Source organism: Geminicoccus roseus DSM 18922, from assembly GCF_000427665.1.
Taxonomy (GTDB): domain Bacteria; phylum Pseudomonadota; class Alphaproteobacteria; order Geminicoccales; family Geminicoccaceae; genus Geminicoccus; species Geminicoccus roseus.
Genome location: NZ_KE386572.1, coordinates 3,774,154 through 3,797,739, shown reverse-complemented (window position 1 = coordinate 3,797,739; position 23,586 = coordinate 3,774,154). Strand labels below are relative to the sequence as shown.

General features: G+C 68.9%; 22 protein-coding genes. 13 read left to right on the top strand and 9 right to left on the bottom strand.

From position 1 onward, the window contains the following. The first annotated feature begins 2 nt into the window (after positions 1–2). The 11 genes from trmB (at position 3) to irrA (ending at position 12,704) form a co-directional block, all read left to right on the top strand. Positions 3–713, top strand: a complete 711-nt coding sequence (gene trmB, locus GEMRO_RS30540) for a tRNA (guanosine(46)-N7)-methyltransferase TrmB (protein WP_051329235.1) — start codon at positions 3–5, stop codon at positions 711–713. Between the two features lie 247 nt (positions 714–960). Further along, a complete protein-coding gene (rimP, locus tag GEMRO_RS0118900; protein ID WP_051329234.1) occupies positions 961–1,455 on the top strand; it encodes a ribosome maturation factor RimP in 495 nt (164 codons plus the stop codon). 8 nt (positions 1,456–1,463) lie between these two features. Beyond that, positions 1,464–3,014 (top strand): transcription termination factor NusA, encoded by a 1,551-nt coding sequence (gene nusA, locus GEMRO_RS0118895; RefSeq protein ID WP_027135257.1) that lies wholly within the window; start codon positions 1,464–1,466, stop codon positions 3,012–3,014. Then, positions 3,011–3,676, top strand: a complete 666-nt coding sequence (locus GEMRO_RS30535; protein WP_051329233.1) for a DUF448 domain-containing protein — start codon at positions 3,011–3,013, stop codon at positions 3,674–3,676. Before nusA ends, GEMRO_RS30535 begins: the two co-directional genes overlap by 4 nt. Next, complete coding sequence (infB, locus tag GEMRO_RS0118885; RefSeq protein ID WP_027135256.1) at positions 3,673–6,396, top strand: translation initiation factor IF-2; 2,724 nt, start codon at positions 3,673–3,675, stop codon at positions 6,394–6,396. Before GEMRO_RS30535 ends, infB begins: the two co-directional genes overlap by 4 nt. 71 nt (positions 6,397–6,467) lie before the next feature. Further along, positions 6,468–6,836 carry a 30S ribosome-binding factor RbfA gene (gene rbfA, locus GEMRO_RS30530; protein ID WP_051329232.1) on the top strand — a complete coding sequence of 123 codons (369 nt, stop codon included), beginning with the start codon at positions 6,468–6,470 and terminating at the stop codon, positions 6,834–6,836. Beyond that, a complete protein-coding gene (truB, locus tag GEMRO_RS0118875) occupies positions 6,833–7,777 on the top strand; it encodes a tRNA pseudouridine(55) synthase TruB (protein WP_027135255.1) in 945 nt (314 codons plus the stop codon). The genes rbfA and truB overlap by 4 nt, the downstream gene beginning before the upstream one ends. After that, complete coding sequence (rpsO, locus tag GEMRO_RS0118870) at positions 7,774–8,043, top strand: 30S ribosomal protein S15 (protein WP_027135254.1); 270 nt, start codon at positions 7,774–7,776, stop codon at positions 8,041–8,043. The genes truB and rpsO overlap by 4 nt, the downstream gene beginning before the upstream one ends. Positions 8,044–8,250: 207 nt before the next feature. Continuing rightward, a complete protein-coding gene (gene pnp / locus GEMRO_RS30525; RefSeq protein ID WP_084507196.1) occupies positions 8,251–10,503 on the top strand; it encodes a polyribonucleotide nucleotidyltransferase in 2,253 nt (750 codons plus the stop codon). Between the two features lie 205 nt (positions 10,504–10,708). After that, the gene (locus GEMRO_RS0118860) at positions 10,709–12,127 is read left to right on the top strand and encodes an NAD(P)H-dependent flavin oxidoreductase (RefSeq protein WP_027135253.1); all 1,419 of its coding nucleotides are present in this window, start codon (positions 10,709–10,711) and stop codon (positions 12,125–12,127) included. Between the two features lie 139 nt (positions 12,128–12,266). Beyond that, a complete protein-coding gene (gene irrA / locus GEMRO_RS0118855; RefSeq protein WP_035485603.1) occupies positions 12,267–12,704 on the top strand; it encodes an iron response transcriptional regulator IrrA in 438 nt (145 codons plus the stop codon). A gap of 84 nt (positions 12,705–12,788) precedes the next feature. Here the strand turns inward: irrA and GEMRO_RS0118850 are convergent, their stop codons facing one another. Then, a complete protein-coding gene (locus GEMRO_RS0118850; RefSeq protein ID WP_035485600.1) occupies positions 12,789–13,295 on the bottom strand; it encodes an SH3 domain-containing protein in 507 nt (168 codons plus the stop codon). Between the two features lie 158 nt (positions 13,296–13,453). Here GEMRO_RS0118850 and GEMRO_RS0118845 point away from each other — a divergent pair, with 158 nt between their 5' ends. Further along, positions 13,454–14,440 carry a 2-hydroxyacid dehydrogenase gene (locus GEMRO_RS0118845; RefSeq protein ID WP_027135250.1) on the top strand — a complete coding sequence of 329 codons (987 nt, stop codon included), beginning with the start codon at positions 13,454–13,456 and terminating at the stop codon, positions 14,438–14,440. On the opposite strand, the gene GEMRO_RS0118840 is transcribed toward GEMRO_RS0118845, so the two are convergent. The 7 genes from GEMRO_RS0118840 to GEMRO_RS0118810 all read right to left on the bottom strand — a co-directional run bounded on the left by GEMRO_RS0118840 (position 14,437) and on the right by GEMRO_RS0118810 (position 20,646). Then, positions 14,437–15,135 (bottom strand): hypothetical protein, encoded by a 699-nt coding sequence (locus tag GEMRO_RS0118840; RefSeq protein ID WP_027135249.1) that lies wholly within the window; start codon positions 15,133–15,135, stop codon positions 14,437–14,439. The two genes, GEMRO_RS0118845 and GEMRO_RS0118840, sit on opposite strands and share 4 nt — an antisense overlap. A 29-nt stretch (positions 15,136–15,164) precedes the next feature. Then, positions 15,165–15,824 (bottom strand): ABC-type transport auxiliary lipoprotein family protein, encoded by a 660-nt coding sequence (locus GEMRO_RS0118835; RefSeq protein WP_027135248.1) that lies wholly within the window; start codon positions 15,822–15,824, stop codon positions 15,165–15,167. Continuing rightward, positions 15,821–16,795: an MlaD family protein gene (locus GEMRO_RS0118830; RefSeq protein WP_027135247.1), complete on the bottom strand. Its 975-nt coding sequence runs from the start codon at positions 16,793–16,795 to the stop codon at positions 15,821–15,823. The genes GEMRO_RS0118835 and GEMRO_RS0118830 overlap by 4 nt, the downstream gene beginning before the upstream one ends. An 11-nt stretch (positions 16,796–16,806) precedes the next feature. After that, on the bottom strand, positions 16,807–17,586 hold the full coding sequence (locus GEMRO_RS0118825) for an ABC transporter ATP-binding protein (RefSeq protein WP_027135246.1): 780 nt from the start codon (positions 17,584–17,586) through the stop codon (positions 16,807–16,809). Position 17,587: 1 nt separating this feature from the next. Further along, positions 17,588–18,721 carry an MlaE family ABC transporter permease gene (locus GEMRO_RS0118820; protein WP_051329230.1) on the bottom strand — a complete coding sequence of 378 codons (1,134 nt, stop codon included), beginning with the start codon at positions 18,719–18,721 and terminating at the stop codon, positions 17,588–17,590. A 67-nt stretch (positions 18,722–18,788) separates the two neighbouring features. Beyond that, positions 18,789–19,382: a tetratricopeptide repeat protein gene (locus tag GEMRO_RS0118815; protein WP_084507195.1), complete on the bottom strand. Its 594-nt coding sequence runs from the start codon at positions 19,380–19,382 to the stop codon at positions 18,789–18,791. Next, positions 19,357–20,646 carry a nucleotide sugar dehydrogenase gene (locus tag GEMRO_RS0118810; protein ID WP_027135243.1) on the bottom strand — a complete coding sequence of 430 codons (1,290 nt, stop codon included), beginning with the start codon at positions 20,644–20,646 and terminating at the stop codon, positions 19,357–19,359. Before GEMRO_RS0118810 ends, GEMRO_RS0118815 begins: the two co-directional genes overlap by 26 nt. A gap of 573 nt (positions 20,647–21,219) precedes the next feature. Between GEMRO_RS0118810 and mdoH the strand changes: the two genes are divergently transcribed. Further along, entirely contained in the window at positions 21,220–22,965 is a 1,746-nt protein-coding gene (gene mdoH, locus GEMRO_RS30520) for a glucans biosynthesis glucosyltransferase MdoH (RefSeq protein WP_169728415.1), read from the top strand. A 229-nt stretch (positions 22,966–23,194) separates the two neighbouring features. Here mdoH and GEMRO_RS0118795 read toward each other — a convergent pair whose 3' ends face one another. Then, the gene (locus GEMRO_RS0118795; protein ID WP_027135242.1) at positions 23,195–23,554 is read right to left on the bottom strand and encodes an HIT domain-containing protein; all 360 of its coding nucleotides are present in this window, start codon (positions 23,552–23,554) and stop codon (positions 23,195–23,197) included. Positions 23,555–23,586 lie beyond the last annotated feature (32 nt).

The following is a 23,586-nucleotide window of genomic DNA, read 5'->3' as shown; positions in this document are numbered from 1 at the left end:
GCGTGCGCGACGACGGCGCGACCGGGGACGGCCCGGTCCGCCGCCAGATCTGGGGCCGGCGGCTGGGGCCCGGGCTGAAGCCCGCCCGCCGCAAGCTCCTGGAAGAGCGCCTGCCCGGCCTGCAGATCGAGCTGCCCGAACAGGGACGGCTCGATCCGGCCAGCCTGTTCCCTGGGCGGATGCAGGGCTTCCGGCTCGAGATCGGCTTTGGCGGCGGCGAGCATCTGGCGGCGCAGGCCAAAGCCAATCCCCATCTCGGCTTTCTGGGGGTCGAGCCGTTCATGGACGGCGTCGGCAAGCTGGTGGCGGAACTGGACGCCAGCGGGACGGACAACGTGCGGATCCTGGCCGACGACGCCCGGCTCCTGCTGCGCGTGCTCCCCGACGCCTGCCTGGAGCGCATCGACGTGCTGTTCCCGGACCCCTGGCCGAAGCTGCGCCACAACAAGCGCCGGATCGTCAACCGCCAGACCGTGCCCGAAATGGCGCGGGTGCTGCGGCCGGGCGGCGAGTTGCGGCTGGCCACCGACATCGTCGACTATGCGCGGTGGATGCTCGACGCCACCCTGGCCGAGCCGCGGCTCGCCTGGATGGCCGAGCGCGCCGACGACTGGCGGATCGCCCCGCCGGACCATGTGCCCACCCGCTACCAGGCCAAGGCTGAGCGGGAGGGCCGGCCGGCTACCTTCCTGCGGTTTCGCGCGGCCTCTTGATCCGGCCGCCGGGCCGGACGAAGATGCATCCGCCGCAAGACCCTCCAGGGGCGCGAACCGGCACCTGCGTCGGTTGTCGACGCAATACCCCTTGAACTTCGCCGGCCGGGCGAGTATCTACCGGCACGTTCACTACCGCGCCGATGCGAGGTGAGTGGGTAGTTACCCGCTCCCTTTGGCATGCCGTTTTTCCGGGAGCATCACCATCAGCACCCTCGTCGATCTGATCGAACCTAGCCTGCGTGGAATGGGCTTCGAGCTCGTCCAGGTCCGGCTTCTCGGCCAGGTCCGCAGGACGCTCCAGGTGATGGCCGAACCCGCCGACCCGGACCGGGTCATGGACGTGGAAGACTGCGCCGACATCAGCCGTGCGATCTCCGCGATCCTCGACGTGCACGACCCCATCCCCGGGGCCTACACGCTGGAGGTTTCCTCGCCCGGGATCGACCGGCCGCTGGTCCGCCTCAACGATTACGCCCGCTTCACCGGCCATCTGGCGAAGCTGGAGGTCGAGCCGGACATCGAGGGTCGCAAGCGCTTCAAGGCCACGATCGCCGCGGTGGACGGCGACGACATTCTGATCGAGCAGGACGGGCAGGAGTTCCGAGTGCCGTTTTCGACGATCCGCAAGGCGCGTCTGGTCCTGACCGACGCATTGATCAAGGCGGCACAAGAGGCGCAGGCGCGCAACCACGGCGCGCAGGCGGCCACGGACGAAGCGAGCCCCGAGGGAGGCGTCTGATGGAAGCGATGGGTCCAGTGTTCGGCCGGGCCGAACTCCTGCGAATCGCGGAAGCGGTGGCGCAGGAGAAGGGCATCGCGCCGACCGAGGTCATCGAGGCGATGGAGCAGGCGATCGGCACTGCCGCGCGCCGCAAGTACGGCCAGGAGCTCGAGATCCGCGCCGAGATCGACCGCAAGTCCGGCGAGATCGGGATCTTCCGGGTGATGCAGGTCGTCGAGGACGTTTCCGAGCCCACCCTGCAGATCGCCCTGTCCGACGCCAAGCGCCTCAATCCGGCCGCCCAGGAAGGCGACGTGATCGAGGACCCGCTGCCGCCGATCGACTATGGCCGGATTGCCGCGCAGTCGGCCAAGCAGGTGATCGTGCAGCGCGTCCGCGAGGCGGAGCGCGAGCGGCAGTACAACGAGTTCAAGGACCGGATCGGCGAGATCGTGGTCGGCGAGATCAAGCGGATCGAGCATGGCAACGTGCTGGTCGACCTCGGCAAGGCGGAAGCCATCTGCCGGCGCGACGACCTGATTCCGAGGGAGCTGTTCCGCAACAAGGACCGGATCCGCGCCTATCTCTACGACGTGAGCCACCAGACCCGCGGCCCGCAGATCTTCCTGTCGCGCACCCATCCCATGTTCATGGCGAAGCTGTTCGAGCAGGAAGTGCCGGAGATCTACGACGGCATCATCGAGATCAAGGGCTGCGCCCGTGATCCGGGCAGCCGCGCCAAGATCGCCGTGTATTCCCGCGAGGGCGGCATCGACCCGGTCGGCGCCTGCGTCGGCATGCGCGGCTCGCGCGTCCAGGCCGTGGTCCAGGAACTGGCCGGCGAGAAGATCGACATCATCCCGTGGTCGTCCGACCCGGCGAACTTCGTGGTGAACGCCCTGGCCCCGGCCGAGGTCGCCCGCGTGGTGCTGGATCCGGACAACAACCGGATCGAGGTGGTCGTCCCCGACCACATGCAGCACATCGCGATCGGCCGGCGCGGCCAGAACGTGCGCCTGGCCAGCCAGCTGACCGGCTGGGAGATCGACATCGTCTCGGAGACCGAGGACAGCGAGAAGCGTTCGGCGATCTTCCGCCGCCGCATCGAGCTGTTCACCGAGGCGCTCAACGTCGAGACGGTGATCGCCGAGCTGCTCGCCACCGAGGAGTTCGATTCGGTCGCCGATGTCGCCTACTGCCCGCCGGACGAACTGGCGGCGATCGAGGGCTTCGACGAGGAGATCGCCCAGGCCCTGATCGAGCGCGCGGTGTCCTGGCTGGACGAGCAGCGCGAGGCGCTGGCCGCCGAGGCGGTGGAACTCGGCATCGCCGATGACCTGCTGCAGTTCGAGCCGATCGAGCTGTCCAACACGGTCGAGCTCGGCCGCAAGGGCATCAAGACGCTGGAGGACCTGGCGGACCTGTCCGGGGACGAACTGGTCGAGCTCCTGCCGGATGCCGGCATGACCGCCGCCTCGGCGGGCGAGATCATCATGGCGGCCCGTGTCGCCCTCGGCTGGATCGAGGCGCCGGAGCAGCCTGCGGACGAAGACGTGACGGAGGCGGAGCACGCTTGAGCGAGACGACGGTCGCGATCATCGAGGAGCCGGTCGGCGCGGAGCGGAATCCGCGGCGTTCCGTCTTGTCGCGTACGCGCCAGGATCGTGACGGCATGCTGCGTTTCGTGCGCGATCCGCAAGGCCAGGTCGTGTTCGACGTGGATGCACGCCTGCCCGGCCGTGGCTTCTGGCTGGAGGCGGATCGCGGCAGCGTCGCCCTGGCGGTCAAGCGCCAGGCGCTCACCCGTGCGGCGGGTCCCGGTTCCCGGGTGGCGCCCGACCTCATGGTGCATATCGAAGAGGCGCTGGTGCGCCGCGGGCTGGACCGGATCGGTCTTGCCCGCCGGGCCGGCGCCGTGGTCAACGGTTTCGACGAGGTCGAGCGCAGCCTGCGCTCCGGCCGGGCGAAGCTCTTGATCCAGGCTCTGGACGCAGCCGAGGACGGGCTGCAAAAACTCGGTCGCATCGCCAAGGACCTTCCTACGGTCCGGCTGTTCGACCGCTTGGAACTCGGCCGGGCACTCGGCCGCGACGAGGCCGTCCATCTTGTGGTGACCCACGAGAGCCATGCCACGCCGCTAATGACGATCGTGCGACGTCTGGCCGGATTCCGGCCGGCGCCGCAGGATCCAAGTGCAACGATGACATCGATCGAACGACAGGAACGGCTCGCCTCATGAACGATCCGAAGGGTCAGGACAACAAAGCCCGGATCGGCCTCCGCCCGTCTGGCACCGGCGGCAGCGCCGGTCGCATGGATCTTCCGCGCAAGACGGTCGACGTCGGCACGGTCAAGCAGGCGCGCTCGCACGGGGTGTTGAGCAAGCCGGTCCAGGTCGAGGTGCGCAAGTCGCGCGCCCCGGGCCACGCCCAGGCGGTGCCGCGGATGGCGCCCACCGAGACCACCGACCAGTCCGGCCGTCCGCCGGCTCCGGGCGGACAGCGTCCGGTCGGCAACGAAGCGCGTCCGGCCGGCGGCGGCGGCGGCAACCGCGGCCCGGTGCGCCTGCGCGCGCTGACCGAGGCCGAACACAATGCCCGCCTCAAGGCGGTCATCATCAACCAGCGCCGCGCCGAAGAGGACCGCAAGCGCCTCGAGGAAGAGGCGCGCCTGCGCGCCATCGAGGAGGAGCGCCGCCGGGTCGAGGCCGAGGCCGAGGCGAAGCGCCGCGCCGAGGAGGAGACCCGCCGCAAGGCGGAGGAGGAGATCCGCCGCAAGGCCGAGGAACAGGCGCGCCGCCTGCTCGACGAGCAGGAGCGCAAGGCCGCCATGCAGGCGCCGGGTGCTCGCGCCCCGCAGGCGCCGGAGCCCGAGCAGGTCGAGGAGCGTCGTCCCGCCCGCGCCGAGCCGGCCCCTGCCCCGCAGGCGCCCCAGGCGCCGCGTGCCCCGCAGCCCACCGCGAAGTTCGGCTTCGAATCGGTCGATGAGAAGCGCCCGGTCAAGGGCAAGGCCGCCGCCAAGGCGCCCAAGCTCATGGCTCCGGCCGCGCGCAAGGACGATGTCGGCAAGGCCAAGGGCCGGGTCGTCATCAGCGCCGAGGGCGACCTCGAGGAGCGCCGGGCACCTTCCGTGGCGGCGATGCGCCGTCGCCAGCAGAAGGGCCGCCAGCAGGTCCAGCAGCCCACCGAGCTGATCGTCCGCGACGTGGCGATCCCGGACGTGATCACCGTGCAGGACCTGGCCGCCCGCATGGCGGTGCGCTCCGGCGAGGTGATCAAGGTTCTGATGAAGAACAAGATCCTGGCCACGCCGGCGCAGACCATCGACGCGGACACCGCGGAGCTGGTGGTGTCCGAGTTCGGCCACCGGGTGAAGCGGGTGTCTGAATCGCTGATCGAGGAGGGCCTGGAGGGCCTTGCGATCGACGAGGACACCAACCTGCAGCCGCGCTCGCCGGTGGTCACGGTCATGGGCCATGTCGACCACGGCAAGACCTCGCTGCTGGACGCGCTGCGCAATGCCAGCGTCGCCTCGCACGAGGCGGGCGGCATCACCCAGCATATCGGCGCCTACCGGGTCGACATCGGCTCGGGCATGCCGGTCACCTTCATCGACACCCCCGGCCACGCGGCGTTCACGCAGATGCGCGCCCGCGGCGCCTCGGTGACCGACATCGTGATCCTGGTGGTCGCGGCCGATGACGGCGTCATGCCGCAGACGATCGAGGCGATCCGCCATGCCCAGGCGGCCAACGTGCCGCTGGTGGTGGCGATCAACAAGATCGACCGGCCGGAAGCCGATCCGAACCGGGTGAAGAGCGAACTGCTGAACTACGACGTCATCACCGAGGAGTTCGGCGGCGAGGTCCAGGCTGTCCAGGTCTCCGCGATCAAGCGGACCGGCCTGGAGACCTTGATCGAGGCGGTGCAGCTCCAGGCCGAGCTCCTCGACCTGAAGGCCAACCCGGACCGCGAGGCCCAGGGCACCATCATCGAGGCGCGGCTGGACCGCGGCCGCGGCGTGGTCGCGACCGCGCTGATCCAGAAGGGCACGCTGCGGGTCGGCGACACCGTCGTCTGCGGCACCACCTCGGGCCGCGTCCGCGCCCTGGTCGACGACCATGGCCAGAACGTGACCGAGGCCGGCCCGTCCGTCCCGGTCGAGATCCTGGGCCTGGACGGCGTGCCCAGCGCCGGCGACCTGCTCTCGGCCACCGACGATGCCGATCGCGCCCGCGAGATCGCCGAGTACCGCCAGCGCAAGAAGCGCGAAGCGCAGCTCGTCGCCACCGCCGGCGCCCGCGGCTCGCTCGAGGACATGTTCTCGAAGATCAAGGTCGGCGAGCTGAAAGAGCTGCCGGTGGTGATCAAGACCGACGTGCACGGCTCGCTGGAGGCGGTCTCGGCCGGCCTGCAGAAGCTCGGCACCGACGAGGTGTCGGTCCGGATCCTGCACGGCGGCGTGGGCGCCATCACCGAGAGCGACGTGACCCTGGCCGCGGCCTCGGGCGGCGTCATCCTCGGCTTCAACGTGCGGGCCAACGCGCCGGCACGGGACCTGGCCAAGCGCGACGGCATCGAGATCCGCTACTACTCGATCATCTACGAGCTGCTCGACGAGATGAAGGCCCTGCTCTCCGGCCTGCTGGCGCCGGAAGCGAAGGAGGTCATCCTGGGTCACGCGGAGATCCGCGAGATCTTCTCGGTGCAGCGGATCGGCAAGATCGCGGGTTGCCGGGTCACCGACGGCCTCATCCGTCGCAACTCGAAGATCCGCCTCCTGCGCGACGACGTGGTCATCCACGAAGGGTCGCTGGGCTCGCTCAAGCGCTTCAAGGACGATGTCCGCGAGGTGCGCGAGGGCTTTGAGTGCGGCCTGTCGCTCGAGGGCTACAACGACATCCGCACCGGCGATGTCGTGGAAACCTACGAGGTCCAGGAGGTCGCGCGGAGCCTGTGAGCGGCCGATCCCGTTCCCACGGGACGTCCGCCTCCGAGCGCGGCCGCTCCCATGAACCCTCGCAGCGTCAGATGCGTGTCGGCGAGGCGGTAAGACACCGCCTCGCCGACATGTTCATGCGCCGCGAGCTACACGATCCGGACCTGCAGAACGTCGAGGTCACCGTGTCCGAGGTCCGGATGAGCCCGGACCTCAAGCAGGCCACGGTGTTCGTCGCCGAGCTCGGCCAGGACAAGCTCCGGCCGGAGGTGATGAAGGCGCTGATCCGGGCATCCACCTACATGACCTCCCGGCTCGGCCGAGAGATGGACCTGAAATATGCGCCCCGCCTGCGCATCGTTCCCGACGAGACGTTCGGTGAGGCCTCGCGGGTCGAGACCCTGATCGCGAAAGAGGTGGCCGCCCTTCCCCCTCGTGACGCCGAGGAGACGGAAGAATGAGCCGCAGGCGCGCCAAGGGCATCCCGATCCATGGCTGGCTGTGCGTGGACAAGCCCACCGGCATGACCTCGACCCATGTGGTCAACGTCATCAAGCGGGCGACCAACGCGCAGAAGGTCGGCCATGGCGGCACGCTCGACCCGCTGGCGACCGGCGTCCTGCCGATCGCGATGGGCGACGCGACCAAGACCGTCATGTACGTGATGGACGCGCGCAAGGGCTACGAGTTCACGGTCCGCTTCGGTGAGGCCACCGACACCGACGACAGCGACGGGGTGGTGATCGCCACCTCCGAGCTGCGCCCGACCCGCGAGCAGATCGAGGCGGTGCTGCCGCAGTTCCTGGGCGAGATCATGCAGCGCCCGCCGATCTATGCCGCGGTGAAGATCGACGGCGAGCGCGCCTACGACATGGCCAGGCGCGGCGAGGAGGTCGTGCTCGAGCCGCGGCCGATCCGGATCGACACGCTGGAACTGGTCGACATGCCCGACCCGGACCATGCCGTGATGACGATGACGTCCGGCAAGGGCGCCTATGTGCGGGCCGTGGCGCGGGATCTCGGCGAGGCGCTGGGCACCCGCGCGCACGTCACCCAGCTCCGCCGCATCGCGGTGGGGCCATTCAAGATTGAAGATTCCGTGCGGCTGGACGATCTCGAGGCGCTGATCGCCGAAGAGAGCCTGCCGCAGGTTCTCGTTCCTGTGACGACGGCGCTGGCCGGCATCCCGGCGCTCGCCGTCACGGAACCGCAGGCCCACCGCCTGTCCGCCGGCCAGCCGATCGTGGCTCTCCCTCACATGATCGAGGGCGAGCTGGGAGAGGAGCCGATGGTCCGGGCGATGTGGGAAGGGCGGCTGGTGGCGCTTACTCGTTTCGAGGAAGGGGAGCTGCAGCCCGTGCGGGTTTTCCTGACATCGATGCCGATGGAAAAGAGACGATGACGATCACTGCAGCGCGCAAGACCGAGCTGATCAAGGAATTCGCCACCCATGAGGGCGACACCGGTTCGCCGGAAGTCCAGGTGTCGATCCTGTCGGAGCGGGTCACCAACCTGACCGAGCATCTGAAGATCCACCACAAGGATTTCCATTCCCGTCGTGGTCTCCTCATGATGGTCGGCCAGCGGCGCAGCCTTCTCGACTATCTGAAGAAGAAGGACGTGAACCGCTACAAGGCGCTCATCGAGCGTCTCGGCCTGCGCAAGTGATTGCAGGCGCCAGCTAGGCGCCACTGCGTCCGGCGCTCTCGTTCCCCCGGGTTCACCCGGGAGGACGGGAGCCGCCGGAGGCGGGCTGTTCTGCGAGGTGCGGACGGCCCGGCCCTCCCCCATCCAGCTACGTGTATGGATGCCGGATGGCGGGAGTAGACCCCGGCCGAACGTGACGGTTCGGGGCGACGAAGGGAAATTGGGGATATGTTCAACCTTACCCGCAAATCGACGACCTGGGCCGGCAAGCCGATCTCGCTGGAAAGCGGCAAGATCGCCCGCCAGGCGGACGGCGCGGTGCTGGCCACCCATGGCGAGACCGTCGTGCTCTGCACGGTTGTCGCAGCGAAAGAGAAGAAGCCCGGTCAGGATTTCTTCCCGCTGACCGTGAATTACCAGGAGAAGGCCTTCGCCGCGGGCAAGATCCCGGGCGGCTTCTTCAAGCGCGAGGGCCGGCCGTCGGAAAAGGAGACGCTGCTCTGTCGTCTCATCGACCGGCCGATCCGCCCGCTGTTCCCGGCCGAGTTCAAGAACGAGATCCAGGTCGTCTGCACCGTGCTGGCGCATGACGGCGAGACCGACACCGACATCATCTCGATGATCGGCGCGTCCGCGGCGCTCACCATTTCCGGCGTGCCGTTCCTGGGCCCGATCGCGGCCGCCAAGATCGGCTATGCCGACGGCGCCTATATCGTGAACCCGACCGTCGAGCAGCTGAAGACCTCCGAGCTCGACCTGGTCGTCGCCGGCACCTCCGACGCGGTGATGATGGTCGAATCGGAAGCCAAGGAGCTGTCCGAGGAGGTCATGCTGGGCGCCGTGATGCGCGGCCACCAGGAGATGCAGGCGATCATCGACCTGATCATCTCGTTCGCCGAGCAGTGCGCCAAGGAGCCCTGGGACTTGGTCGAGGCGGACAACGCCGCCCTGTCCTCGGAGCTCGAGAAGCTGGTCGCCGCCGACCTGCGCGCCGCCTACTCCGAGAAGGGCAAGCAGGCCCGCCACGAGAAGGTCGCCGCCGCCCGCGCCAAGATCGCGGCGCAGTGGCCGGACGCCGACATCGACCAGAAGGCGCAGCTCAAGAGCCTGTTCAAGGATCTCGAGGCCAAGATCGTCCGCGGCAGCATCCTCGACACCAAGCAGCGCATCGACGGGCGTGACCTCGTCACCGTCCGCCCGATCTCCGCGGAAGTCGGCGTCCTGCCGCGCGTCCACGGATCGGCGCTGTTCACCCGCGGCGAGACCCAGGCGATCGTGGTCGCCACGCTCGGCACCGGCCAGGACGAGCAGATCGTCGACGACCTGACCGGCGATTCGCGCAACCATTACATGCTGCACTACAACTTCCCGCCTTACTCGGTGGGCGAGACCGGCCGCATGGGGTCGCCCGGACGCCGCGAGATCGGCCATGGCAAGCTGGCCTGGCGCGCGACGCACCCGGTCCTGCCGGCCAAGGACCAGTTCCCCTACACGATCCGCGTGGTCTCGGAGATCACCGAGAGCAACGGCTCGTCCTCGATGGCGTCGGTCTGCGGCGCGTCGCTGGCGATGATGGACGCGGGCGTGCCGCTGGCGCGGCCGGTGGCCGGCATCGCGATGGGCCTGATCAAGGAAGGCGAGCGCTTCGCGGTGCTTTCCGACATCCTGGGCGACGAGGACCATCTCGGCGACATGGACTTCAAGGTCGCGGGCACCGATGCCGGCGTGACCGCGCTGCAGATGGACATCAAGATCGCCGGCATCACCGAGGAGATCATGAAGATCGCCTTGGAGCAGGCGAAGGGTGGCCGGCTGCACATCCTGGGCGAGATGGCCAAGGGGATCGGGCAGGTCCGCGAGGAGATGCGCGACACCGTGCCGAGGGTCGTGCAGATCCAGATCCCGACCGACAAGATCGGCGCGGTGATCGGGCCGGGCGGCAAGATGATCCGCGAGATCTGCGAGGTCACCGGCGCCAAGATCGACATCAGCGACGACGGCACCGTCAAGATCGCCTCCTCCGACGCGGTCAAGGGCCAGCAGGCGGTCGACTGGGTGCGCGGGCTGACCGCGACGCCGGAGATCGGCGCGATCTACAACGGCAAGGTCGTCCGGATCGTCGATTTCGGAGCGTTCGTGAACTTCATGGGCAACCATGACGGTCTCCTGCACATCTCCGAGATCAAGAACGAGCGGATCGCCAAGGTGACCGACGTCCTCAAGGAGGGCGACCAGGTCAAGGTGGTGATCCTGGCGATCGACGATCGCGGCAAGGTCAAGCTGTCGATGCGTGCCGTCGACCAGGAGACCGGCGAGCGCATCGAGGTCGAGCGTCGCCCGCGGCGCGAGGATGACGGCGAATACCGTCCGGACCGCGGCGAGCGCTCGGGCGGTGATCGCCCTGATCGTGGTGGCGAGCGCGAAGGCGGCTTCCGCCGCCGCGGCGGCGACGACCGCCCGCGCCGCTCCCGCGACGACTGATGGACGGGGCCCGGTGATCCGATCCGGTCGGCCACGCATGGTGACCGGCTTGTCTTGTTGCCGGGCCGCTCCATCTCCATACTATCATTGCTGCTCACATGGCCGAGAGCGCTCATGGCGCTCCGGACCCGCATAGTTCGAGGCGTGGCGCCCGAATTGTGGCAGGATGGCAAGAGCAGGCCGAAAGATCCCAGGTAGGCGTTAGATGACCGCAGCTTCGATCGTCGAGCCGATGTTCCTGTCCGGAGCGTCGGTATGGCCGCTGGTGGAAGGCGGCAAAGGCGTGGCCGCATCCAACGGCACCAGTGCCGGCGCCTGGGCGGCGGCCGGCGGTGTCGGCACGATCTCCGGCGTGAATGCCGACCTCATCGACGACAACGGCGAGTACGTCCCGCTCATCTACAAGGGCCGCGACCGCCAGGCGCGCCACGAGGAACTGGTGGAGTATTCCACCAGGGGCGCCATCAGCCAGGCGCGGATCGCGCATGAGCTGCGCAACGGCGAGGGCCGCATCCACCTCAACGTGCTCTGGGAGATGGGCGGCTGCGAGCGGGTCCTGACCGGGGTGCTGGAAGGCGCCAAGGGCCTGATCCACGGCGTCACCTGCGGGGCGGGGATGCCCTACCGGCTGGCCGAGATCTGCGCGAAGCACGAGGTCAACTACTACCCGATCATCAGCTCGGCGCGCGCCTTCCGCGCCTTGTGGAAGCGCACCTACCACAAGTTCGGCGACTGGCTGGGCGCGGTGGTCTACGAGGATCCGTGGCGGGCCGGCGGCCATAACGGCCTGTCCAACGCCGAGAGCCCGGACAATCCGGAGAACCCGTTCCCGCGGGTCCTGGAGCTGCGCAAGATGATGCGCGAGATGGGCCTGGAGCAGATCCCGATCGTGATGGCCGGCGGCGTCTGGCATCTCAAGGAATGGATGAACTGGATCGGCAACAAGGAGCTCGGTCCGATCGCCTTCCAGTTCGGCACCCGCCCTCTCCTCACCCAGGAAAGCCCGATCCCGCAGGCCTGGAAGGAGCAGCTGTTCGAGGTGACGCCCGGCGGCGTGGCCCTGCACCAGTTCAGCCCGACCGGCTTCTACAGCTCCGCGGTGCGCAACAGCTTCCTGGAGGAGCTTTATGCCCGTTCGGACCGGCAGGTGGCGTTCGCCGAGGAAGCGTCGGACAATACCGGCCAGACCTCGTTCCTGCCCTATGGCCGCTCCAACCACGGCGTCTACCTGACCGCGGCCGACCATGCGCGGGCGACCGCCTGGATGCTCGAGGGCTTCACCCAGCCCATGCGCACCCCCGACGGCACCCTGATCTTCGTGGCGCCCGACCGCGCCCGCCAGATCCGCCGCGACCAGGCCGACTGCATGGGCTGCCTCAGCCATTGCCGGTTCAGCTCCTGGAAGGACCGCGACAAGTTCACCACCGGCTACCAGCCCGATCCGCGCAGCTTCTGCATCCAGAAGACCCTGCAGGAGATCGCGCACGGCCGGGGCGACCCGATCGACAACCAGCTCATGTTCAGTGGCCACAACGCGTATCGGTTCGGTCAGGACCCGTTCTACAAGGGCGGCTTCATTCCGACAGTGAAGCAGCTGGTGCAGCGGATCCTCACCGGGGAGTGAGGCAGGACCGCGCAAATCGGCAAAAACGCAGATTTCGCGCGGTTCTTGCCGCACACGTGGATTGATCCGGACCGCTTTGGTCCGGTATAGCAGTCGGCGCCGCCCGGTGTCCTGGCCCGTCAGCCTGTAGTGGATTGTTATGCAGCGTCCTTATGCAACCGCCCTTCGGCAGCTCAAAGCCTGCGGGCTTCGCCCGACCCGCCAGCGCCTGGCGCTGGCGAAGCTGCTGCTGGAGAACGGCCCCCGCCACGTGAGCGCCGAGGACCTGTTCCAGGAAGCCCGCGCCAACGCGATCCCGGTGTCGCTGGCGACGATCTACAATACGCTGCACCAGTTCACCGCCGCCGGCCTCCTGACCGAGGTGGTGGTCGGGTCCGGCCAGTCCTATTTCGACACCAACCCGACCTCGCACTGGCACTATTTCGACAAGAACACCGGCGAGATCATCGACGTCCCCGAGGACGCCATCGAGTTCAAGAAGCTGCCGGATCCGCCGGTCGGCAAGGTCATCGACCGGATCGACGTGATCATCCGGGTTCGCGACGTCCGCGGCCACAACAGCCGCACCCGCGACTGACGAGCCGGCCAGGCAGATCCGGGACAGAAAGAGACAAAGCCCCGTGGCGACACGGGGCTTTGTTGCGTTTCGCGGCCGTCCGGCTCAGTTGATCTGCTCCCCTTCCAGCAGCCCCCAGACACTCGAGCGCGGGATCCAGCCTTCGGCCGCCTCGAGTTCGATCAGGCACCAGGCAGCGTCGCAGGTCTCCAGGTCGCCGATCACGCCAGGCTCCGCCCGGGCCACGATCCGCCCCTCGATCGCCGCGTTGCGCTTGATGTCGACCAGCCCGCTGCCGACCACCATGAGCTTGCGCCGGTTCGACAGAAGGTTGGACTTGATCCAGCCGACCGCGCCTTCGTGATCGACCACCTTCCGCCACTGGTAGAACTCGCCGATCACCTTCACCGGCAGCCCGTCGCGCCGGTAGACCCAGAGCACGGGATGCTGCTCGCCGGGACCGGTGCGCATGTTCACGACTCCGGCACCCAGGCTGACGAAGCGTGGCAGCGGCTGGCCGGTGCTGCGCGGCCCGCCGTCCTGGGCGAGAGCCACCGGAACAGCGGCCAGCAGGCCGGTCATGAGAACAAAGGCGCGAATCAAGGACTTCATCCGTCACTCCATGGACGGTGGCTCGATACCCATCCGAAGGCCAGCGCGGCAACAGCGAAACCGTGGCGCGTCCATCCTGTTTGAGGCGCGCGCCGGTTTCTGCCAAGGTCCGCCGCAAAGCTGAGCGCCGCGATCCATGCGGCGAAAGGGACCGATCGATGATCCGCATCCGCCCACTCGTGATCGTCACGCGCACCCTGCCGGACGTGATCGAGACGCGCATGAGGGAGCTGTTCGATGCGCGGCTGATCACCGAGGACCGCCCGATGACCAAGGCGGAGCTGATCGAGGCGGTCAGGGTCGCCGAGGTCCTGGTGCCGACGGTGACCGACCGCCTGGACAGCAGCGTCCTGGCCGAAGCCGGGCCGCAGCTGAAGCTGATCGCCAACTACGGCACCGGCGTCGACCATATCGACGTGGAGGCCGCCCACGAGCGCGGCATCACCGTCACCAACACCCCGGGCGTCCTCACCGAGGACACCGCCGACATGACCATGGCGCTGATCCTGGCGGTGTCGCGGCGGCTGGTGGAGGGCGAGCGGCTGGCGCGGTCCGGCGACTGGGCCGGCTGGAGCCCGACCGGCATGCTGGGCCACCGGATCTGGGGCAAGCGGATCGGCATTGTCGGCATGGGCCGGATCGGCACGGCGGTGGCCAGGCGGGCGCGCGGCTTCGGGCTGGCGGTGCACTACCACAACCGCAACCGGGTGCATCCCTCGCTGGAGCAGGAGCTGGAGGCGACCTACTGGGACAGCCTCGACCAGATGCTGGCGCGGATGGACGTGATCTCCACCAACTGCCCGCACACCCCCGCCACCTACCACCTGCTCTCGGCCCGCCGCCTCAAGCTGCTGCGCCGCCACGCCATCGTGGTGAACACCAGCCGCGGCGAGGTGATCGACGAGGCGGCGCTGACCCGGATGCTGCGCGCAGGCGAGCTGGCCGGCGCTGGGCTGGACGTGTTCGAGCACGAGCCGGCGATCAATCCCAAGCTGCGCGACCTGCCCAACGTCGTGCTGCTGCCGCACATGGGCTCAGCCACCATCGAGGGGCGGGTCGACATGGGCGAGAAGGTGATCGTCAACATCAAGACCTTTGTCGACGGCCACCGCCCGCCCGACCGGGTCCTGCCCTCGATGATCTAGGCCGCGGCGGCTTTAAGCCGGGCGCGCGCCCGCTCATAGAAGGCGATGTCCAGCTGGTTGGCCTGGGCAATGGCCGCAAGGTCGGCCTCGCTGCCGCCCCAGCTCTCGCGCGCACCCGGCCGGTTCACCTCGGGAAACGGCGGGGGCTGCTCGATGCCCAAAAGGCCGGCGGCCCGCGCCAGGAACGGCGCCGGGTCCTCGGCCAGGCCGTACATCATGTCCTGGGCGAACAGGTTGGCGCAGGCCTGCTCCAGATGCTCCGGCGCCAGCGTGACGCCGGAACCGAGCACGCCTGCCAGCTGCGCCACCATGGCGTTGCGCGGCCCGCTGCCGGGCAGGCGCTCCGCGTAGAACCGGGCGATGGTCATGTCCGGACCGTTCAGCACCTCGTGCAGGTCGTGGGCCGGCAGTCCGCGGATGTAGCGGAACAGGGACAGGACCCGGCGCACGGGATCGCGCAGGAGGAGCGCGTAGCGGTAGGGATGCCCCTCCAGGTTCTGGTGCACCCCATAGGCAAAGTGGCCGCTGATCACGGCCGGACGCCGCGGCTCCTGGCGTTCCGCCACGATCTTGCGGACCGCCTCGGTGGCATTGGCCCGGGCGACGCCGCCCTGGCCCAGGCCCTGGCGGAACCAGGCGTGCAGGCTGGAGCCGGAGGCGCGCGGAACGTGGAGATGCAGCAGGACAGGCAGCAAGATCGGTCTCGTTCGGTTCGGTGAAAGGCTCAGGCCTGCTTGGGCGGCCGGTTGGCCGCCGCGGTTTCGATGACCCAGACCGCCATCTGCTTCAGGCAGGCGCCCAAGGCATCGTCATGGGCCGCGACGACGTCCTCGATGGCGTTGCTGGCGGCGGGAACCCGGAAGTCGGCGTAGCTGGAGCCGATCGACACGCGCTGCGGCATGCGCAGGAGCCGGAACTGCAGGCGGATATGGGCCAGGGGCGTCTCGGACTGCTGCTGGATCTCCGCCTGGAACTCGCGGATGTGGCAGATCAGGGCGAAGTCGGCCCGGGAGGCCAGGTCGCTGCGGCTGTACACGTCGATCTTGCCGCTGTTCTCCAGCGTCTCGACCATCAGCGTGCGCACCATCACCGGCACGACGTCGACCCAGATCACGTCGGCATAATAGTCGATCGAGGTCGGCAGGGGCCTGACCGCGATCCGGGACGTGTTCAGGCCGCTGGACGCGGTGGGGATGTCCACCACGATCGACACGCGGGTCGTCGGCAGGTCCGGCGGGAACGAGCTCTTGGGGGTAAGCTCGAAGATCCGCGGCGGCGGCGCGTTCAGGATGTCCAGCCCGGTGCAGCCGGCAAGGCCGGCACTGCCCAAAGCCCCGAACAGGCTGCGACGACCAAGGCGGCCAAGGCGGAGCGGGTCGTTCATTCGGTTGGAATTCCCCGCCTTGTCCCGCCGAACACGTAGCCGGCCGGATCACGATCGAACCGGTTGACGACCCTGGAGAGGGTCGCGGTGAGGTCACGGAACTCGACCACGAGCTGGGTCAGTTCGTAGAGGCCGGTGCGCGAGAAATCCGCGATCGGCACGGTGGTGTCGTCCAGGAAGGTGTCCAGCCGGGTGCTGACCCGCTCCAGGGCCACGCTGGCCTTGGCCAGGGCCTCCAGCGTGATCTTGCCCTCGTTGCCCAGGGTCGCGAACGCACCGTCGGCGGTCTGCAGCACGCTCTTGGCGTCGACCGACAGGTCGGCGATGGCGCTCCCGGCCACCCGGAGGTCCGACGCCATCACCTGGACGTCCGCCAGGGTCTGCTCAATGCCGTCGCTGCGGGTCGCCAGCGCGTCGGTCAGCTTGGCGAGGTTCTCCACCGTCTGGCCGACCGCAGCCACGGTATCCGGGTTCAGCAGCGCCGAGGCCCGCTCGACCAGCACCACCCCCCTCGCCAGCAGCTCCGGCGTGGTCTGGACCAGCTGCTGGAAGGCGCCCGGGCGGGAGGGAATGCGCGGCGGGTGGTCGGGATCATCGGAGGTCAGCGGCGGCGCGCTCTGGGTGCCGCCCTCCAGCTGGATCAGCGACAGGCCGGTGATGCCCTGGGCTTCCACCGAGGCGACCGTATCGGTCTTGACCGGGGTGCCGGCGTCGAGCTCCACCAGGGTGAGGATGCGGCTGACGTCCTGCGGATCAATGCGCAGGTCGGCCACGCGGCCCACCGGAATGCCGCGATAGCGGACGCCGCTGCCGGCCTGCAGGCCGGTCACCGCCCCGCTGAAGACGATCTCGTACCGGTCGACCTTGCGGTCGAGCGAGGCCCGGCCGAGCCAGACGGCGAACGCGGCGATGGCGACCAGTCCCAACAGGACGAACGCCCCCACCACGACATGATGCGCCCGCGTCTCCATGAATCTCCCGTTCAGACGGCGGCCATGCCGGCAGCAAGCGCGGCGCGACCTCGAGGTCCACCAAAGTACTGGCGCAACCAGGGGTCGTCGAGCCTGCGCAGTTCATCAATCGGTGCGACCACCGCCTTGCCGTCGATCAGGGCGGCAACCCGGTCGGTGATCCGCATCAGCGAGTCCAGGTCATGGGTGATCATCACCACGGTCAGCCCCAGCGTCTTGGACAATTGCAGGATCAGATCGTCGAACGCCGCGGCGGCGATCGGGTCCAGCCCGGCGGTGGGCTCGTCGAGGAACAGGATCTCCGGGTCGATCGCGATGGCGCGGGCGAGGCCGGCGCGCTTGCGCATCCCGCCCGACAGTTCCGACGGATACTTGTCTCGGGCGTCGCGCGGCAGGCCCACCAGGGCGATCTTCAGGCAGGCCAGCTCGTCCATCAGCCGCCTGGGCAGGCGGAAGCGCTCTCGCATCGGCACCTGGGCGTTCTCGGCGACGGTGAGCGTGCTGAACAGCGCGGCATCCTGGAACAGGACGCCGGTGCGGCCGCGCAGGTCGACCAGCCGGTCGCGCGGCAGGGCGGCCAGATCGGCGCCGAGCAGGCGCACGGTGCCGCCCGCGGGCCGGATCAGGCCCAGGATGGTGCGCATCAGCACCGACTTGCCGGTGCCGGAGCCGCCGACCAGCCCCAGCACCTCGCCCCGGCGCACGGCCAGGTCCAGCCCGTCATGGATGGTCGTGTCGCCGAACCGGGTGACCAGGCCCTGGACGTCGATCGGCGGCGGACTGCCTTCCATCTCAGACGCCCAGCCGGACGAACAGGATCGAGAACATCGCGTCGACCACGATTACCAGGAAGATCGACGCCACCACCGACTGGGTGGTCATCCTGCCGACGCTTTCCGAGTTGCGCTCGACGCGTAGGCCGTTCCAGCAGCCGATCAGGGCGATCGCGAAGGCGAACACCGGCGCCTTGACCATGCCCACCGCGAAATGGGTGAAGGTGGCGACCTCGCCAAACCGCGAGATCATCTGGGTCCAGGGAATGTCCAGGTCGAACAGCACCACCACGGCACCGCCGGCCAGCGCGGCGGCATCGGCGATGAAGGTGAGGATCGGCAGCGCCAGCAGGAGCGCGAAGAACCGGGGCAGCACCAGCGTGTCGACCGGGTCCAGCCCGATCACCCGCATCGCGTCGATCTCCTCGTTCAGCACCATCGAGCCGATCTGGGCGGTGAAGGCGCTGGCGGTGCGGCCGGCCACGATGATCGCGGTGAGCAGCACGCCGAGCTCGCGCAGCACGGAGATCGACAGGAGGTCGACGGTGAAGATGTCGGCGCCGAACCGCACCAGCTGCGCGGCACCCTGCCAGGCCATCACCAGCCCGATCAGGAAGGAGAGCAGCGCGGTGATGCCGATCGCACCCAGCCCGGTCTGCTCCAGGTGGTGGACCAGAGCGGTCCAGCGGATCTCGCGCGGACGCACCAGGGCGGACAGGGTGCGCAGCACGATCGCACCGAAAAAGCCCAGGACCCCCACGGCCTGGTGCAGGGCATCGGTGACCCAGGCGCCGGTGCGCGCCAGCAGGGTCACCAGCGCGCCCGCCGGACGGGCAAGCTGGGTCTCGGTCAGGTTCAGGTCGCGGACATGCCGCAGGAGTTCGGCGTCGCCCGCCCCTTCCGGCGGCCGGGTGGTCACCCGGAAGCCCGCCTGCTCCAGGCTGCGCTCGGTGCGGGCGAGAAGCCAGGCGCCGGTGGTGTCCAAGCGCTCGATCGCCCGCAGGTCCAGCGTCACGGTGCCGGCACCGGCCAGGCGGAGCGGCAGCCGGCCGAGCCTCGTCGACAGCATGGCGGCCTGGTCGACCAGCCAGCTTCCGGCCGCGGTCACCAGGGCAGCGTCGTCCTCCCGTTCGGCGCGGATCGAAGCCGTCACCCGTCGATGTTCCTTTAGCGCACGTCCACGCCGGTAAGGGTAGCCGCGGAAACCACAGGAAGGAACGTCAGATGTCGCTGCCGTCCAGCCACGCGCGCAGTTCTTCCACCTGCCGTCGCACGCCGGCCATGGCCGGATTGAGGTCCAGCGCCGCCTGAAAGGCCCGCAGCGCCGCTGCCGGCCGCTCCAGGCGCAGATAGACCTGGCCGAGCCCGGCCAGCGCCCCGAAATGGCGCGGCTCCAGCAGCAAGGTGCGCTGGATGTCCGCCACCGAGCCCTCCAGATCGTCCAGCAGGAAGCGCACGGTGGCGCGCTTGTTCCAGCCCTCGGCGAAGTCCGGGGCGCGGGCGACGATCTGGTCGAACCGGTCCAGCGCCTCGGCCCAGCGTCGCCGGCTCATCAGGACGGTGCCCTCGTCGAGCAGGCTGGCGACGACCCGGTCGGGATAACGGAACCAGATCGCCCAGATCTGGTCCTCGATCCCGGGCCCCTCCACCGCGTCGGCCCGCTTCAGCCGCTCGAACAAGGGCGCCAGGGCCGGGTCGCGCTGGTCGGCCAGCACCGGCGGGGCGGCCAGCAGCGCCAGGGCCAGGGCCACGGCCGGCAGGCGGAGGACGGCCAGGGGCCGCCGCGGGTCACAGCCGCCAGAGATCCACGCCATCGGGGGCCTCGTCGCGGTCCAGCATTCCCTTGACGTCCATCACCGGGCCACGCCGTTCCTTCAGCAGCGGCGCCACCAACGACCAGCCGCCCTCGGCGAACGGCCGGTGGCGGACGGCGAGCACCAGGGCATCGGCCGGCTGAAGCTGGTCGGCCGGAAGCAGCTCGATGCCGTACTCGCGGCGGGCTTCCTCGGCGTCGGCGACCGGGTCGTGCACCTGGACGCGGATCCCGAACTCGCGCAGCCGCTCGACGATGTCGATCACCCTGGTGTTGCGGACGTCGGGAACGTCCTCCTTGAAGGTGAAGCCCAGCACGGTGACGGTGGCGTCGTTGGCGCGGTGGTGGCGGACCAGCCGCTTGATCGCCTCGTCGGCGATGTGCTGGCCAAGCCCGTCATTGATCCGCCGCCCGGCCAGGATGACGTGGGGAATGTAGCCGGTCTGCTCGGCGCGGCTGGTCAGGTAGTAGGGGTCGACGCCGATGCAGTGCCCGCCGACCAGGCCCGGCTGGAAGCGCAGGAAGTTCCACTTGGTGTTGGCGGCGGCGAGCACGTCGCTGGTGTCGATGCCCAGCCGGCCGAAGATGATCGCCAGCTCGTTCATCAGGGCGATGTTGAGGTCGCGCTGGGTGTTCTCGATCACCTTGGCGGCCTCGGCGGTGACGATCGACGGCGCCACGTGGATCCCCGCCGTGACCACCGACCCGTAGACCTCGGCCAGGATGTCCCGGGTGGCCGGATCGCTGCCCGCCACCACCTTCACGATTGTCTCCAGCCGGTGCGCCTTGTCGCCCGGGTTGATCCGCTCCGGGCTGTAGCCGAGGGTGAAGTCGGAGCCGAAGACCAGGCCGGATTCCTGCTCCAGGATCGGGGCGCAGATCTCCTCGGTGACCCCGGGATAGACGGTCGATTCGTAGACGACGATGTCGCCCCGCTTGAGCTGCCGGCCGACCGTGCGCGACGCGGCGACCACCGGCCCCAAATCGGGCTGCTTGGTGCGGGTGATCGGGGTCGGCACCGTCACGATGTGGAAGTCGGCCCGGCGAAGGTCGGCGGGTTCGGCGGTGAAACGGATGCGTGCCCGGGCAAGCTTGTCCGGCTCCACCTCGCCGGTGCGGTCATGGCGCTGCCGCAATTCGTCGATGCGGCGCTGGTCGATGTCGAAAGCCACGACCTCGCCGCTGCCGCTGGTGCCAAAGGCGGCGGCGACCGGCAGGCCCACATAGCCCAGGCCGACCACCGAGATCTTGCGTCCATGATTCATGCGGGTGCCCGAGAAGTCCCTGATCGCCATGCGTGCCGAACGGCCGACTTGTATCGTTCAACGGCGATGGGTTCCATCCGGCGATCGTCGATCCCGCCGGGGCCGGCGAAGAGCCGGGGAGTGCCGCCTCACCACGACGAAGATGGGCCATAGGGGCCGCATCGAGCCGCCATCGATTTTCGACATGGCTCCCATGCCAAAACGCATGGCGCAGCGCACGCGCGGAGCGTGGCGCGGCACGATGGAGAAGCTTACATGCAGGAAGCGCCAGGCAGGCCCGACCGCCCCCAGCCCCTGGCGCCGGCAGAGGCCCTGATCCGGCCGATACCGCTGCAAAGCGCGTCCACGCATGGGCAGGAATGCCGATCGCACGGATGTCCTTTGTGAACAAATCTAAAGGGGCGGCTGCGGAACGTTTTGGGGTATCGTGTGTTGGTCAGGTAACGCAGCTTATCCGCCAGAAGCGTCGGATTGATCTGCTGCGCGATGCTCTGGGATGGCCGCACGTTTCTTCGCGGCGTCTGCCCGTCCCCCCTTACGCCGTCGACGCACGTAGCGAGGCTGGATTCGACCATGGACCGTGTCATTGATCGAGAGAGCTTGGCTTTGGCCCTGGATCCCGCACCAACCGACATGCCGGTCAAGGGGTTCACAGAGCCGCTTCCCCGACGCATCGCGCTCCCGTCGCACCCCCATTCGTTCGGCTGGCGGATCCTGGTGATCGGCATCTGGCTGGCCCTGACCGGCAGTGCGGTCTGGTGGTTCGGCGGCGGCCTCGCGGCCGACGGGTTGTCGGTCGGCGAGATCGTGCTGCTGACCCTGTTCACCTTGTGCTTCGGCTGGCTGGCCTTCGGCTTCGCGCTGACCGTGGCCGGGTTCCTGGCGCTCAAGCGCGGCGTGCCGCCTGCCGGCATGAACCGGCCGACCAGCACCGCCTCGCTCCTGCCCCCGCGCGGCCGCACCGCGGTGCTGATGCCGCTGCGCAACGAGGATCCGAGCGAGAGCCTGGCCAAGCTGGAAAGCCTGATCCGCGACCTGGCCGCCCTGAAGATGGACGGCCGCTTCGCGTTCCACATCCTTTCTGACAGCAACATCGACGCGGTGATCGAGAAGGAGCGGCGCGAGTGGCAGCGCCTGGTCCACTCGTGGCCGCAGTTCCGCATCATGTGGCGGGTCCGCACCGACAACTACGGCAAGAAGGCCGGCAACATCGCCGAGTTCTGCCGCAGCCATGGCGGCCGCTACGACTACATGCTGATCCTGGACGCAGACAGCCTGATGAGCGGCCGCACCCTGGCCTCGCTCTCGCGGCTGATGGACGCCAACCCTGATGCCGGGATCATCCAGGTCTCGCCGGGCCTGACCGAGGGCGACACCCGCTTCACCCGCTACCGGGCGCTGGCGACCCGGCTGTACGGCCCGATCGCCTCGGCCGGCCTGTCGATCTTCGCCGGCAGCGAGGCCAATTATTACGGCCACCACGCCATCATCCGGGTGCGCGCCTTCACCGAGAATTGCGGCCTGCCGGAACTGCCGGGCAAGGCGCCGCTGGGCGGGCCGATCATGAGCCACGACTTCGTCGAGGCCGCCCTGGTCCGGCGCAGCGGCTGGCGGGTCTGGCTGGCCTATGAGCTGGACGGCGCCGTGGAGGACAGTCCGCCCACCGTGGTGGACGAGGTCAAGCGCGACCGTCGCTGGATGCAGGGCAATCTGCAGCATCTGCGCCTCTTGGGCATGAAGGGCCTGCACCCGCTCAGCCGCCTGCATTTCTTCATGGGTGCCTGGGCCTACATGGTCTCGGCCGTGTGGTTCGCCCTGGTGGTCACCAGCCTGATCGTCAGCCCGGGCGGCGGGACCGCCGGCACGGTGCTGCCGTCGATCCTGATGATGACCCTGGTGCTGCTGTTCGCCCAGAAGGTCCTGGGCATCGTGCATGCCCTGGCCGAGGGCCGCGAGCGGTCGAGCTTCCGCTTCTGGCGCGACGTGGTGGGCGAGCAGATCTTCTCCTCGCTGATCGCGCCCCTGTTCATGGTTTGGCACACCCGCTTCCTGATCCAGACCCTGCGCGGCCAGGTGGATGCCTGGGGCGCCCAGGCGCGCGGCGCCCGGCGGCTGAGCTGGGGCGAGGTGCTGGAGACCCACATGCTGCCGATCGGGGTGGGTGCCGTCCTGCTGGGCCTGGCCTTGTGGTTCTCCCCGCCGGCCCTGCCCTGGCTGGCGCCGATCCTGGCCGGCCTGTGGCTGGGCCCGGTGGCGACCTGGTGGTCGGCGGGCGACGCCCGCAGCCCCATCCGGCCGCCGTTCGCCGCGGTGGCCTGACACGCCTGCTCGAACAACCCATGTGGCCGGCTTGACCGGCCGCATGGCGTTGGGGCAGGTCGAAGCCACGGCCCGATGCCGGATGCCCGAAGGGATCAGATCCTGATGCGCGCGCTTCTTCGCACCCTGCTTGTCGCGGTCCTGGCCAGTGGGGTTCTTTCCGCCTGCACGCTCAACCTGCCGAGCACCACGGCCGAGATGGCCGAGCAGAACCGCGAGTGAGGCGTTCCTAGCGCGCCAGCATCGGCCCGAGCGGAGCGCCGGCGAACAGGTGCACATGAAAGTGCGGCACTTCCTGATGGGCGTCCGAGCCGGTGTTGCACAAGGCCCGGAAACCGGGCTCGACGATGCCGAGCTGCGCCGCCACCGCGGCGACCGCCCGGAAGAACCCGGCCAGCTCGTCGGGTGTCGCCCGTGCCCCGAAATCGGCGAGGTCGGTGTAGGCGCCCTTGGGGATCACCAGCACGTGGATCGGCGCCTGGGGGTTGATGTCGTGGAAGGCCAGGGCGAAATCGTCGTCATACACCGTCCGGTTGGGGATCTCGCCCCGCAGGATCCGCGCGAAGATGTTGTTCGGGTCATAGGCCATCGTTACCCTCAGCCGTTCGCGGTTAGCATGTC